The sequence below is a fragment of the Shewanella scandinavica genome (assembly GCF_031932065.1).
Classification (GTDB): domain Bacteria; phylum Pseudomonadota; class Gammaproteobacteria; order Enterobacterales; family Shewanellaceae; genus Shewanella; species Shewanella baltica.
In genome coordinates this window covers 161,263-174,083 of the sequence record NZ_JAUOES010000008.1, presented here as the reverse complement: position 1 = coordinate 174,083, position 12,821 = coordinate 161,263, and the positions used below count along the sequence as shown (strand labels likewise).

General features: G+C 48.6%; 23 protein-coding genes. 21 read left to right on the top strand and 2 right to left on the bottom strand.

Annotated elements, in window-relative coordinates; all coding sequences use genetic code 11:
• Positions 1-46 precede the first annotated feature (46 nt).
• Positions 47-334: a helix-turn-helix domain-containing protein gene (locus tag Q4Q50_RS09335; RefSeq protein ID WP_259516397.1), complete on the bottom strand. Its 288-nt coding sequence runs from the start codon at positions 332-334 to the stop codon at positions 47-49.
• Between the two features lie 191 nt (positions 335-525).
• Between Q4Q50_RS09335 and Q4Q50_RS09330 the strand changes: the two genes are divergently transcribed.
• From Q4Q50_RS09330 to Q4Q50_RS09230, 21 genes are all read left to right on the top strand, one after another.
• On the top strand, positions 526-681 hold the full coding sequence (locus Q4Q50_RS09330; protein WP_259564002.1) for a hypothetical protein: 156 nt from the start codon (positions 526-528) through the stop codon (positions 679-681).
• Entirely contained in the window at positions 678-896 is a 219-nt protein-coding gene (locus Q4Q50_RS09325) for a hypothetical protein (protein ID WP_259483911.1), read from the top strand. Before Q4Q50_RS09330 ends, Q4Q50_RS09325 begins: the two co-directional genes overlap by 4 nt.
• A 217-nt stretch (positions 897-1,113) precedes the next feature.
• The gene (locus Q4Q50_RS09320) at positions 1,114-1,347 is read left to right on the top strand and encodes a hypothetical protein (RefSeq protein WP_198783435.1); all 234 of its coding nucleotides are present in this window, start codon (positions 1,114-1,116) and stop codon (positions 1,345-1,347) included.
• Positions 1,347-1,526 carry a hypothetical protein gene (locus Q4Q50_RS09315; protein WP_311899133.1) on the top strand — a complete coding sequence of 60 codons (180 nt, stop codon included), beginning with the start codon at positions 1,347-1,349 and terminating at the stop codon, positions 1,524-1,526. The genes Q4Q50_RS09320 and Q4Q50_RS09315 overlap by 1 nt, the downstream gene beginning before the upstream one ends.
• The gene (locus tag Q4Q50_RS09310) at positions 1,516-3,369 is read left to right on the top strand and encodes a rolling circle replication-associated protein (RefSeq protein WP_311899132.1); all 1,854 of its coding nucleotides are present in this window, start codon (positions 1,516-1,518) and stop codon (positions 3,367-3,369) included. Before Q4Q50_RS09315 ends, Q4Q50_RS09310 begins: the two co-directional genes overlap by 11 nt.
• Positions 3,348-3,560 (top strand): hypothetical protein, encoded by a 213-nt coding sequence (locus Q4Q50_RS09305; RefSeq protein WP_311899131.1) that lies wholly within the window; start codon positions 3,348-3,350, stop codon positions 3,558-3,560. Before Q4Q50_RS09310 ends, Q4Q50_RS09305 begins: the two co-directional genes overlap by 22 nt.
• Positions 3,561-3,809: 249 nt before the next feature.
• Positions 3,810-4,010 (top strand): hypothetical protein, encoded by a 201-nt coding sequence (locus tag Q4Q50_RS09300; protein WP_311899130.1) that lies wholly within the window; start codon positions 3,810-3,812, stop codon positions 4,008-4,010.
• A gap of 19 nt (positions 4,011-4,029) precedes the next feature.
• On the top strand, positions 4,030-4,431 hold the full coding sequence (locus tag Q4Q50_RS09295; protein ID WP_259516393.1) for a hypothetical protein: 402 nt from the start codon (positions 4,030-4,032) through the stop codon (positions 4,429-4,431).
• Between the two features lie 8 nt (positions 4,432-4,439).
• The gene (locus Q4Q50_RS09290; RefSeq protein ID WP_311899129.1) at positions 4,440-4,952 is read left to right on the top strand and encodes a hypothetical protein; all 513 of its coding nucleotides are present in this window, start codon (positions 4,440-4,442) and stop codon (positions 4,950-4,952) included.
• Complete coding sequence (locus tag Q4Q50_RS09285) at positions 4,933-5,634, top strand: ATP-binding protein (RefSeq protein ID WP_259516414.1); 702 nt, start codon at positions 4,933-4,935, stop codon at positions 5,632-5,634. Before Q4Q50_RS09290 ends, Q4Q50_RS09285 begins: the two co-directional genes overlap by 20 nt.
• Before the next feature lie 238 nt (positions 5,635-5,872).
• Positions 5,873-6,673 (top strand): major capsid protein P2, encoded by an 801-nt coding sequence (locus Q4Q50_RS09280; protein ID WP_311899128.1) that lies wholly within the window; start codon positions 5,873-5,875, stop codon positions 6,671-6,673.
• Positions 6,674-6,682: 9 nt separating this feature from the next.
• Positions 6,683-7,063: a hypothetical protein gene (locus Q4Q50_RS09275; protein ID WP_311899127.1), complete on the top strand. Its 381-nt coding sequence runs from the start codon at positions 6,683-6,685 to the stop codon at positions 7,061-7,063.
• 100 nt (positions 7,064-7,163) lie between these two features.
• Entirely contained in the window at positions 7,164-7,352 is a 189-nt protein-coding gene (locus Q4Q50_RS09270; RefSeq protein WP_259516399.1) for a hypothetical protein, read from the top strand.
• Positions 7,295-7,690 (top strand): hypothetical protein, encoded by a 396-nt coding sequence (locus tag Q4Q50_RS09265; RefSeq protein WP_311899126.1) that lies wholly within the window; start codon positions 7,295-7,297, stop codon positions 7,688-7,690. The genes Q4Q50_RS09270 and Q4Q50_RS09265 overlap by 58 nt, the downstream gene beginning before the upstream one ends.
• Entirely contained in the window at positions 7,690-8,733 is a 1,044-nt protein-coding gene (locus Q4Q50_RS09260; protein WP_311899125.1) for a hypothetical protein, read from the top strand. Before Q4Q50_RS09265 ends, Q4Q50_RS09260 begins: the two co-directional genes overlap by 1 nt.
• Positions 8,733-10,277 carry a WD40/YVTN/BNR-like repeat-containing protein gene (locus tag Q4Q50_RS09255; RefSeq protein ID WP_311899124.1) on the top strand — a complete coding sequence of 515 codons (1,545 nt, stop codon included), beginning with the start codon at positions 8,733-8,735 and terminating at the stop codon, positions 10,275-10,277. The genes Q4Q50_RS09260 and Q4Q50_RS09255 overlap by 1 nt, the downstream gene beginning before the upstream one ends.
• Positions 10,277-10,978, top strand: a complete 702-nt coding sequence (locus Q4Q50_RS09250) for a hypothetical protein (protein WP_311899123.1) — start codon at positions 10,277-10,279, stop codon at positions 10,976-10,978. The genes Q4Q50_RS09255 and Q4Q50_RS09250 overlap by 1 nt, the downstream gene beginning before the upstream one ends.
• On the top strand, positions 10,932-11,327 hold the full coding sequence (locus Q4Q50_RS09245; protein ID WP_311899122.1) for a hypothetical protein: 396 nt from the start codon (positions 10,932-10,934) through the stop codon (positions 11,325-11,327). Before Q4Q50_RS09250 ends, Q4Q50_RS09245 begins: the two co-directional genes overlap by 47 nt.
• A gap of 9 nt (positions 11,328-11,336) precedes the next feature.
• On the top strand, positions 11,337-11,561 hold the full coding sequence (locus Q4Q50_RS09240; protein WP_311899121.1) for a hypothetical protein: 225 nt from the start codon (positions 11,337-11,339) through the stop codon (positions 11,559-11,561).
• Positions 11,562-11,564: 3 nt separating this feature from the next.
• Positions 11,565-11,732: a hypothetical protein gene (locus Q4Q50_RS09235; RefSeq protein ID WP_155730120.1), complete on the top strand. Its 168-nt coding sequence runs from the start codon at positions 11,565-11,567 to the stop codon at positions 11,730-11,732.
• 2 nt (positions 11,733-11,734) lie between these two features.
• Positions 11,735-11,881, top strand: a complete 147-nt coding sequence (locus Q4Q50_RS09230; protein WP_311899120.1) for a hypothetical protein — start codon at positions 11,735-11,737, stop codon at positions 11,879-11,881.
• A 60-nt stretch (positions 11,882-11,941) separates the two neighbouring features.
• On the opposite strand, the gene Q4Q50_RS09225 is transcribed toward Q4Q50_RS09230, so the two are convergent.
• On the bottom strand, positions 11,942-12,472 hold the full coding sequence (locus Q4Q50_RS09225) for a hypothetical protein (RefSeq protein WP_259528686.1): 531 nt from the start codon (positions 12,470-12,472) through the stop codon (positions 11,942-11,944).
• Positions 12,473-12,821: the final 349 nt, after the last annotated feature.

The window sequence follows — 12,821 nt, the reverse complement described above, 5'->3', positions numbered from 1 at the left end:
GGTTGTTGCGTGGCCGATTTTGCCACTTGCTAAGTACAAAATAGTGTTATAGGTCTGCGCCTTCACAGTAGGCGAGCGCGTCTAAAATCTTCTGTAATGCGGCCTTTGCGGCTGGGTCTTTTTGCCTCCAAATCACTGAATGCAATAATAAAACGCCTAAGTGAATGTCGAGAGCGTCGGCAAATTTAATTAAAACGTTATCATCTGGAAAACTTCTGTTAGTCCTCCAATTTGATATTCCAGTCTGTGAAAAACCAAATCTTTTCATCACTTGATAGTCAGAAGTCAGGCCGTACACGGCTCTGATGAGGTCGAGTAAGTCAGATGGTTGCATTTTTCTGTGTCCTTTTGGTGTCCTACATCAAGTCTAGTGGTTGCACCATAGCTATGCAAAGCACGTTAAGTGTGAGTTGTAAACGTTAGCCTTGAGTTGTATCGTTTGTTCGTCCTTGTGTTGGGCGCTGGTTGCAGGATGTGACCAGTTAGCCCAAATCCCAAACAAGGCAACACACAGGAGCAGACAAGATGACCAGTTACAAGAAAGTCCCCAATTCAAATATTGAAGTCCCCGTATGGATGGACGCCACCGCGTTAACCAATAAATTCAGCCCAGCCAAGCGTCAACGCAACGCCATGTTAATCAGCCGCCTGAAAGCGAAGTTTTTCGGGGGTGCAAGATGAAAACCGTTGCCATTAAAGTTAAAACGCCACGCGGCGAGCGCTATTTTTGCAGAATCGGCAAGGGTTGGAGAATTCAAACCGCTTGGTCTTTAGCTGGTGCCTCACTGTTTTTGTTTGGCACTGATGAACTGAAAAAAGTTGCCCACACGCTGAGAGCAAAAAACAAACAGTTTGAAGTTGTTGAGATTGCGGAGTTTGTTGGGGGTGCAAGATGATTTTTTCATGTCCTGAATGTCAATACTCACAGGAAAATGAGCCATTCGAGCTTTGCCCTAATTGCGTAAAAAAAGAACTTGCTGAGCTTGCTGAGCTTAAGGCTGATTTGGTCGCAGCTCATGCGCATATTGATCACCTTCACTCGCTCGCATTTGGTTCATGCGCTCCGTTACCTTTTGGGATGATGGCAGCCATCACGAATTGGGAGGATGACCAATGTCTATAACTACTAGCCTAGGTCAGCAATTCCGCAAAGCCCGCGCTCAACACGGTTGTAGTGCGGGCACTATAGGCAACTTAATCAACGTCACACAGAGCGAATGGCTTGCCTTTGAACTTGGCATGAAAACCCGCCAGCCGTTGACGATGATCCAACTCAAAAAAGCCGCCGACTTTATCAAGTTGCAAATCAAACCCGCCACTATCGCCAAAGCGCTAAGGGGGCAGTGATGCAACTAACCGACTACGCTCAGAGCCTTGTTGATTACGTCAACACGCATACCCGTTATGGCGAAATCGGTAGCCATATGTTTCTTGATTCCTGTTTGGCACCAAACTGGCGGCAGATGCAAGCGCCGCCAGACGCGCCCACGGTAGGCACTTGGGACGGGGTTGAAGATGATGAATAACGCCGTCCTTAAACCTGTTTGGGGTGCGCGGGTGCCCATATCCACTGTTGAGATAATAGAGGATTTGCCGGCGCTCACCTTCGAGCCGCAAGACCTAACCGCCCCAAGGGGCGGTATTTTTGTATCTGAATTTGAGCAAGCCGCAGCCGATAAATTAAAGCTGGATTTAATGCGTCGCAATGCCAGCTTTTTTGCTGAAATGGCACTGAAAAACCCAAGCCCCGCAGGGCGGCCAACGGCCGAGAAAGCTAGGCTAGTCAAGGATTGCAAAAGTCCGACACGCCACACAGTAGCCACGACAAACGCCCGTAAGCAAGCCCGCATCGGCCGATATCTTGAACATTTACGCGCCAAGGATAGCGAGGCTCACGGCAGTGTTGCCGCCTCGCTTGGCGTGAATCTCGACGCCTCAGAGCGTTTTATTGTTCGCGACATTTACGAAAAAGCGCCCGATACCGTTGCCCATGTGCCTAAAGTCGGTCGGGTAAATCTGGAAACGGGCGAAATATTGCCGCCGATGGACAACAGCACTCGCCACGACAAAAGCGGGGTGGTGATCTGCAAAACGCCAGTCGTAAGAGTTTCCCACCGCGCATGGTCGAATGAATACCGCTTAAGAGTTCAAGCGGATATGCCGCCGAGCGACGCGCCGCCGCAACAGTCGGGCGATAGAGTCACCAGCGATTTAAGCAGTCGCGGTGCCAGGAATATTTTGGACGCTGGCGCTTATATGGCCGCTGTCAAAGGCGGGTTTACCACGTTCTTAACCCTGACTTTTAATAGCGAAGCCCGCGAGCGGATCATTAGCGGTGACTCGACAATCGGCGCGGAGTGTTCGCGCTTCTTTGATGCCGCCAGCAAAATGTATCAGCGCGGCTGGTCTGCAGATGGGGCAGTCCTAAAAACAGAAAACGGCTTTGATTGCATTGGCGCGACGGATTTTGTCGAGCCGATGGGCGATAAGCTGGATTATTTATGGGTGGCCGAAGCGCCAAAGAACAAACAGGGTGAAGTAAACCCGCATTGCCATGTGCTGTTACGCTGGCAGGTTGAGCCGTATTTGTTCCATGACTGGGCAAAGCGGATAGAAAATTTATGGGGGCAAGGGTTCGCCAACTTGCAGCGCATAAAAAGCGCCAATGCCGCAGGGGGCTATTTGCTCAAAGCCTTGGGCTATCTGACCAAAGGCGAAAAAGCCGACCAAGGCGAAATCAAGGGTAATCGCTATAACATTTCAAAAGGTGCCCGCGCTGAGCCGTGGGAAACCATTGCCAGCTATCACGCCGAACACATGGCCTCAATCATTGGCGAAATCAAATACAAGTTGGAAAACCGCGCCGCGCCAATCCGCAAAGAGATTGGCCGAGCCTATGGCGCACTCGAAAAGGCAATCCGCGACAAAGCCGTGATGCAAGCGCAAAAACGCGCCGATGCCCTTGCCAAAATCAATAAACGCATTGCTGAGCTTGAGCAAAAAATCAAAACCAGTAAAGCCGCACTCAAAGCGGGCGAAGTTCGCGCCCAAGATTACCAACTCACGTTTAAAGGTGCCGAATCACTCGCCAAGTTTTTCAATTGGGCGATCGGTGCCCGCCAGTGGCAAGGCTTAAGCCGTGAGAGTGAATTTATCGAAAACCGTATCTGTAAGCGCCTTTGGACAAAAGGCATCAACGCAGCCCGCGCCACTTATAGCGCTGTGCGCAATCGCATTGCAGAAAAAGAGCGCCTTTGGTCGGCATGGCTGGCCGAGAAGTTAGCGCCCGAGAGTGATCGAGAACTAGAAATCTTAACCCACCAACAAAACCTTAAGGAGTACCACCAATGGCAATATCAGATTTGTTAAAAGAACATGCAGAAATCAGAGATTTAATGGATAGCTCAGAAAAGAGCAAGTGGCCGCCTGAGAGTTTGGCATTCGCCAAAGTTGCAGCAAAAAAAAGCCACGAATTAGCGGGCAAGCTGTTAGACATAGCCGCCGAATTTGATGCCCGTTTAACTAAATTGGAGACGGCAATCAATGGGGTCTCACAGTAGAAGCCTTTGCTATTTCAGCGGGGAAAACAAAATAGAGTTTGAAAACTCTATTGCATGGGGGGGATCACTTGTTGCAATTGAAGGGGCTGTAAAGAGTGATTTTTATAGAGGGTTAACACGTGGGATTTTTCAAAGCCAAAGAGAAAAACCCAAGTTTGTGTCTCATTACCAGTACAAGTTTAAAGCAAAAAAACATAAGCAGCCTAAGCCGCGAATTCGAATTAAAGCTTATTAAAAGTGAGGTGAATGATGGGAAATCATGCAAATAAACGAGCAGCCGCAGCAAGGCACAATGCCCGCTATGAACAACGCGACGCAGTGCGGCCAAAATTAACCCAATCGCCTAGTCAAAAGGCGGTTAAAACATTTGAGCCAATCAGTGTAGAAGTAAAACCAAGGGGAAGGATTTTAGGGTTTATAGCTGCAATGGCAGGTTTGTTTAGCAAATAACTTATCGGGAGATAACGACATGGCAGGGGAAATATTAGGTCACATTGAGTGCGACGGTTGCGGCCAAGCCGCGAACATTAAAAAGGTCGGCAATTCCAAGGCGCTGTTATACCTGCATTGCCCAAATTGCGGGCTTGACCGTAGAAGCGGTGCAATGGTTCAAGCCAAATGGCAAGCGGCCATTGATTCGCCGCAATCCTTAGACGGGGCGCAGGATGACGCCGTAAAAGATGACGGTAAAGACTGGGCACCAAGCCGCACCACTCACACCAACAAAACCGCCGAAAATTCGGAATTTATTCCCGCATCTGAGCTGGACGATGCCGAAAATCCCGAACCGATTACGGGGCGCAATATTTTAACGGGCGTCGCGGTTTTCCTAGGCTTTTTGGGAATGGCGCTGAAATCAATTAGAAGGTAAAAAATCGCATGAAAACAAAACAAGCAGAAATCCAGCAATCCTTAGACACGGCGCAGGATGTAGCCACGCCAGAGGGCGGGAATACTCCCGAATGGAAACCCGAAATCAGCCCTGAATTGCTCGGCATGGATAACCAAGGCCAAGTCGAACAAGTGGACGATGACGGCACGATTAAATTGCCTAAAACACAGGTTGAACAAGCAGAAGCGCTAGCTACTGAAATTGGCGGTTTTTTGGCAATGACCCTGCAAGGTGTTACGGGGCGCGATTACAACCTGAATGAATCAAAAATCAAGGATGCCGCCAAAGGTATTGCCCCTTGTTTGGTTAAGTACGGCTTAACTGATATGGGGCTGATTATGAGTAAATGGGGCGTGGAGTTTCAGGCCGCTATCAGTGCGGGCGGGCTCGCGTTCGGCATTTGGTCGGCGCACCGCAAATACAAAGCTGAGGATGAAGCCGCCGAGCTTGAAGCCACGGCAAAGCGTGAAGGGGTGGCAAGTGGCAATCAATCCGAATAACTCACTAAAAGCCCGCCATATTAGCTATTGCGGTGCCAGCGGAGCGGGTAAAACCGTTGCCGTTAAATGCCTAGCGTTAGTCGGGGATTGCGCCGCCTTGTTTGATCCTTACGGTGATTACAAACTCAGCCGCCTTAAAAAACTGTCTGGCTTAGGTAATGGCCGCATTGTTCACCATTACCACACCCGCCGAGGTTTTCTAAAAGCCTTTACCGAAGCATGGGCAAGCGGCAAAAAATTTGCCGTGGCCTATCAGCCGCAAATTGCCGAGGACAAGCTAAGGGCTGAAGCGATTTGGTTTGCCCAAGTTGTTTGGGCAGCCGCCGACGGCAAGCGGGAATTACACGCCGTTTTCGAGGAGCTAGGCCGCTATGTTGAAAGTTCAGGGGCGGAGCGTTCCAAGATAGGCGAAATCGTGACAGGTGGCCGCAAGTTTGGACTGATCGGGCATTATGTATTTCAGCGCCCGAGTGAAGTACCAAAAACGATTTTGGGTAACTGTGCCGAATACGTTGTGGGCGCTCAGCAAGCCATGATTGACGTGCGCCGCTGGGTCGATGAGTTGGACTGTTCAATAGATGAAATCGCCAGTTTAGACAGGCTTAACACCGACAGGCATAAACACTTCTTGCACAAAAAAGGCGGCATTCGCAACTATAAATTGATTGAAATTCGCTTTTAATGCGGGAATTTTCGGGAATATTCCCGCAATCCGTTTGAAATAGCGACAAACAAAGGGCTAAGGTTTGCCCCGATACAGTCGAGAGACTGAATTTTTATTACCGCCGTGAGGCGCAACCGTCCCAAGGGGATCCAAATGTATAAAGAATTGCTCAAAATGGCGGCTGTGGCCGTCGCTGTGGTATACGCAGCAAACCGTGTTCCATCCGTCCGCCGTTTAATTGGTTAAGGGGTAGAACATGCGCACAACAGTTAAATTACCCTCGTTTTCTAATGTCGCCGCTGGCAACACTGCCACGCTTGAGCTTCCAATCGGCCGTACCTACGACAAAATTCACATTGCCTACACGGGTGTGACTTTGGCGCAGATGAAAAACATCCGTTTAGAAGTCAACGGCAAAGCGATCCTTGAATTCAAAGACGGTCAAGCCCTTGCCGACTACAACAAGTTTTATAAACGCAATACCGCAAACGGTATTTTAGATTTGCACTTTAAGCGCGACGAACTGAAAACATTGCTCGAAGCCCGCCTGTTCGGCCTCGGCACTATGTCGGGCGCTTCGGGTGTTATTTCTAACGTAACACTGCGTATTGAAATTGATGCCGCAGCCGCAGCGCCAACGCTTGAAGGTTGGGCAATCCAATCGGATAAAGCCGAGATTGGTTACATCACCAAGGTGAAAAACTTCCCCGTTGCGCTTAACACTGGCGTAACTGAAATTGACAAAATCCCGCGTCCAGCGTCGGCAAGTATCGCCGCAATCCATATCGTGACAGCCGCAGTGATCACTAAAGTTGAACTCGAAATGGATTCGTTAAAAGCATTCGAAGGCGGTAAAACGCTAATCGAAAAAATCCAAGTTGACCACGGCCGCAGCCCACAAGCGGGTCGTGTGACGCTCGATTTTGTGCTTGAAGGCGACATGCTCCAAGCCATTCCGTTGGCGGGTCTGCAAGATTTGCGTATTCGTGTTTATACCGATGACGCAGCGGCGGCGACCGTAGTCGTTGAATACTTCGACGGCCTAGCGGGCATCTAAGGGGGCTGTATGGCTTTTGATTACCTCACAGGCTCTTTAGAAGATTTTTTAAAATCACCCACGGCGGCCACTGCTACGCAAGTGCCGACCGTTGCGGCCAATCCGTCTACTACGGGTTGGTTCGACAAGGTGAACAGCGGCTTAGGTAATGCGCTTAGCTTATACGCTCAGTATGAGCAAGTCCGCGCCTTTAAAAACGCCAACGGCACAGGCCAAAAAGAGCTACTCGAAACGGTTCAAACGCCTGCGCCAAATACCATGTATACCTACGCCAGCCCAAGCGAACAGCTTAAGCAAAAAATGGCGCAGGGTTTACAAGTCGGTACGGGCACACTGTTCGCCGTTGTTGGCGGCGTGGCGTTGCTGTACTGGTTAAGCCGTAGAAAATAGGGGGCGCTATGAATAAAGCGTTTTTTATGCAAGTTGCTGGCGCGGTAGTCGCTGGCCTGATTATTAACTACATCACCAACAAAAAAGCCGAGGTGAAGTAATGCCTCCAAGCGGCGGTGGTCTATCAAATTCCAGTGCAGCAAGTTCGGGCACTGGTGATCAGCTTAATAACGCCGCCTTTCAGGGCGGTAATGTGAACTTTGGCGCGGGAAGCGGCAGCGGGGCGAATCTATGGCTAATTCTGGGCGCGGCGGCGATTGCTGCTTACTTGCTACTGAAAAAGAAATAGAAGCCCTCGCATGGGAAAAATTAGCGCCCGCCTTGGGTGATGACTTGCGCACCATTATTAGCGAAGTCCACCAAGGCAAGGCGCAATTAATCGCATGGGGAAATAACGAGTTCTTTACCGTGTTGCGTGGCGAAGTGGCCGCCAACGGTAAAGAGCTGGTTATTGTCGCGGCAGCGGGTAAAAACTCACTGCCACACCTCGACACAATTCACACACAAGCAAAGGCGCAGGGGTTCGCCAGCGTTCGACTACACACTCAGCGCCCCGAAGCCATGCTCCGAATGGGCAAGCGTTTTGGCTATCAAAAAGCCGAAACCATACTAAGGGCGGTCTTATAATGGGCTCAAGTTCTCGCAGCGCATCCAGCCAAACAACAAACAACACCTCGACGACGTTCGGTATTCAGGGCGCAAACAATGGCCTTGTGATTAATGGCAGTGGCAACACTATTACCGACGGCGGCGCATTTAAACTCATCGGCGATTTTGTCGATACATTACCCATTTTTTTCAGCCAAGGCGCGGGTATGGTCAGCGACGGATTTAACGCCGTGACTGACGTTGCAATGATGGGCGAGCGGCAAACAGAGCAAGCCTTTAACACTGCCACCAATCTTTATGGGCAATCCGTTGATTTGCAGCGCGACATGGTTCGCGAAAACGGCAATGTGTTCGACAGTGCCTTTGCATTAGGCAATGAGCTATTCCGAGGCGGAGCCGATTTACTCGCAAGCATCACTGGCAATCAAGACGCAGCCAATGCTCGCGCATTTAATGCGGTAAATGATGTTGCATTAATGGGGGTTGACGTTGCAAAAATTGGCGAGCGACAAAATCAAAACTTCTTAAATGCAGCGGTTGATCTCTTTGGTGAAACCAACAGCGCACAGCAAGACATGATTCGAGTAGGTGCCAACGCCTTAACAGAGTTTGGCGACTTGCAATCACGGGGCTTTGAAACCTACACCAACGCCACCCGCGATAATCTCAGTGATTCGCTTAAGTTTGCCGACGGCGCAGTTGCTATAAACGCCGCCGTGTCTCAAGCGTCAATGGATAATTCAAAAAGCCTTGCTACAACCGTTGCCGATGCGCTCGCCAAAGCTAACGACAACAACACGTTTTTAGCGGGAACCGCAATGAGCAACAGCGCAGGGCTTGCAGAGTCTTTGACTAAAACCGCGCTTGATGCGGGCAACCAAGCCAACAAGGATGCGACGGGGCAACTTCAACGGGGTTTCGACTCAATGATGGGTTTTGCAGAGCAATTTAGCCGCAGCGACGGCGCGGCCTTAGCCGAATCAAACAATAAAACCATGTTGTATATGCTAGGCGGCACCGCATTAATCGCGGGCGCGGTAATGTTAGCGGGGCGCAAATAATGATTATTAATCAAACCATTAAAAACGGTTTTTCTGTTGTTTCAAAAACAGGGCGATATTTCCAACTAATAAGCGCAGGCGGCATTGTAAAAGTCCGTTTAATGCTAAAAGGCTCAGTAGCGTTTGAGTCTGACATGTGGATTGGTATGAACCTTGATAAAAACGTTGAATTTGATTCAGTTGAAATCAAGGGAGATGATGGGCCTATTCAATTTTGGGCGGGGAACGTGTCAATGCAACTTTTGCAGTTTGGCAACGATGCCGCCAAAGCTGTAAGGACTAGCCGTCTATTTGTATCAGGAATTAAAAAAATTACTGGCAGCGACTTAACTCGCAAAGAAGTAAGAATAAGGGCGTCGGCACCAATATCAATCGGTGGTGCAAGTATGGATGGAGACGGATGGACAGCGCAAGCGGGTGAAGTACTAACCTTGCCTGTTGCGGGTGTGGTGTACGCAGAAGGCGAAAAGGTAAAGATTGCCATAGGAAATGGATTAGAAGCAGAAGCACAAAATAGTTACGCACTGAGCACAGTGGTTGGAACTATGACGAATACGTACTATGGGAAATTAATGGTTAGCCATGCCAACACCGCGCAACGTGTATTTGTATCGGGACAAACAGTGCTTTATAACGCAGATGGAGAGGCATGGGTTGAACATCCTGATTTTCCACAAAGCGCCAATATACCGTCTTATTACGTCAGGAATGCTGTACAACACCCTGACGGAACTATGTTTATCTTTGAACGCGACATTTCAGGAAGTAATGTAAAAATTTATCGCTCGAGTGATGGCGGCTTATCGTTTCAAGCACGTAAAAGCATCAGTGAAACAGAGCAAAAGCTATCAGCGGGCATTAGCGCTACGGCATACTCAAGCGCGAAATCAGAACCATTTATAGTTGGTGAGTACCTAACATGGTGCTGGTATAGTCATTATCTTGTTTACAATTATATTAAAAATACATGGTTTTGCGTGGCCGCAGAAAATCAAGCGATTGGCTCGGTATTTGTCGCACTATCAAAGGAGTCGTGGCTTAGAACGCAACTTGTAAATACAAATACCTACGCCCTGCAAAAAACTGATGACGCTGGAAAAACATGGCGCACTGTTTACAACTCTGAAGCAAGTTATAGCGAGGGGGGAGTATTAACCAGCTTGGAAGTGGCGTTCGATGGAAAAAATTTTTATATGAAGCGCCAAAGCGCAAATTATCCGATTGTATCAACGGACGGCGGCGAAACTTGGACAAAATATGCCGCTAATATTGATTCAAGTTATAGCAAGTTTATAAGCGGGGATAAGGCGGTTTGGCTGTTACAGCAAGGCGGGGTTATTTATTATCTAGATATTACAGATAAGGGATCAATTCAACACGGTATTGAAATTAGTTTGCCTAATAATACGAGCCAGACTGATTTTTGTATTGACCAATTTGGGCAAATTTATGTCCAAAGGGATAATTATAATTACAGTTGGCAAATGGCGGTTGAAGGCGATTTAACACCGATAGTCGTCGAAGTCATGGAGTTATTAAGCTAATGCGCCCGCTCATTGTTATTACAGCGGGCGCGGCAATGGCAGCGGCGGGGTATTGGTGGCTGAAAAATTCACAAAGGCCACTTGTCCCCGTTGCGATCAACTCCGCACCAAATCAAAACACCTCAATACCGGTTAACTCGGGCAGTTCGCCAAGTTACGCCGATTTAGGCTTTCTCGATATTTTCTCGACCGACAGCTTTGAGGACATCATTTTCAATCGGGTCAGCAATGCGCCCACGGTACAAACGCCGTACTTGTATCCAGAGCCGCAAACGCCCGCGCCACGCACAGAGGTAGGCAATAGCATGTTACCCCCAAAAGGTATTCGCAATAACAACCCGTTAAACGTCGAAAAGGGCGAAAACTGGCAAGGCATGACGGGCAATGATGGCCGTTTTGCTATCTTCCAAACGCCGTTTTATGGCATCCGAGCCGCCGCGCGTATTCTCAAAAATTACCGCGACAAATACGGCCTAAACACCGTAAACGGCATTATCAAACGATGGGCACCGCCAAGTGATAATAATCCCACACAACGATACGCTGATTTTGTGGCTAATAAAGCAGGGTTACAAGTTAACCAAGTTATTCCAGCCCAATATTACACGCGCGTAGTATCAGCAATGATCCACTTTGAAAACGGGTACAACCCTTATGACCAAAGCACAATTAATACCGCAGTTGCCGCAGGGTTTGAATAACGGCCTAATCGCCGTCGCGGTGATTTATGGCGTTTACATGCTCAGCAAAATGTACTCGGCGGGTGACAGGCTCGCAGAACAAGTCACCGCGCCAGTCGGCCAAGCGTGGTCTGACTTGGCAGCATGGACAAACGGCTATAAGCCCGTTGAGTTCAGCAACGCCGCATTTTACCTAAACAGCAAATACGTGGCCGACGATGGCCGCATCGATCCAACGTGGCGCAACATTATGCAGCGCAGCAACTCGGGCATAGCGGCGTTATTCGCCACCATAGCGCCGCAAGGCAAACTATTAAGTAAATACAATTACTTGATTAACGGCGAAGTCAGCGCCAAAACAGTAAGGTAAGGGGAGATCATGCAAACATTAACTAACTATTTAACCCAGTGGTCTACATGGCGCGGCCTTGTACTGATTGGTGCAGCGGTAGCGGGTATCCATCCCGACGCCGTTAACGCCGTCGTCAATGTCGGTGATGTAGTGGTGCAGGGCGTTGCCGCCTCAGCGGTTGCCGCTTCTGGCGCGTGGGAAGCGTTCCGCAATGAGCGCAAGCAAGACAAAACCAAAATATGGCGGGGATAATCTATGGCAGACCTAGAAAAAATTAAGATGGGCGGAGCGGGCGGCTCAGTGGCAATTATTATCTATTTCCTTGCCAGTATGAACAACGCCTTAGTGGATATGGGCAAAACCGTATCAAAAAATGACAGTCGGTTAAACGTGATTGAATACCGACTAGATAAGGACAAATAACCATGTTCAGCGGCTTACCAAGTGATTTTAGTGTCGCGGTCAGAACGCCCGACGCCGTAGTCGTAAAAATTGAACCAAGTCAGGAACTGGTCTTTATTTTTGCCGCCGTGGTGATCATTGCTGCAGCATGGGTAAAGCGTAAAATCTAACTCAAAAAAAAAAGCCCGCCAACCAAAGCCGATAACACCAAAATATCGGCTTTGTCGTTTCTACTTACTCCGTTTTAAGGTTCGCTTGGCCGAGGTCGCAAACTGCTTTTTGGGCGCCACAATCGGCGACTGCTTGAGCTTCGACAAGGTACTTATGATAACGTCCAGTTCTTCACGTATCGCGGCGGCTTCCTCGTCATTGCGTAGGCTATCAACTTGCTCGGATAGCTTTTGCTTCTCAACGCGGTCGAAGCGATTAAACTGCTTATCAAAAAACACCATAAGCAACTGGCCGCCCGTAAACGAGTGATCCTTATAAGGCGTCAATAGTTTGCCATCATGGCTAAAACTAAAACCTTTCCAGTCTTTGGTATCAGGAATTGAGCGGCTGGCAAAATAAGCCAGTCTATCGATCCACGGCGGGCAACTTGTTGACCACCAATAGCGCACAGTTCGCGGGCTCACGCCGCAATATTTCGCCGCTTCATCATAGTTTATTCCGTCGGTGCCATTGGTGAACATGGCTACAAACCATTTGCGGGTACTGGTTTTCATCGGGTTAAATTCCTTCTTATTAGATTTATTCGTCATAACAAAGCTCTCTAATAATGCAAATCAGTCATAAGCGCACAACTGCTTAAAACGTGACAAAAAAGGGCTTTGGAATGACTTAAAACGCTAACAACCCGAAATACTAACTTATCCCATTTGGCAATATCTGCAACTGCGTACAATGTATATTATGTTAAATATGGCTAATGTTTATTATATTTCACCCGTGTGTGTGTGTTCGTGACCACTCAGAATGAGATTTCGCGGCAGACTGAGATTTCCTCTTATACTCATATCTAGGATGCAATCTAACCTATTGATGCTTATGCACCATTCAATCAGAAGTATTCTATCGTAGATACGACTTAGGAGCTCTAATGTGTAGAAA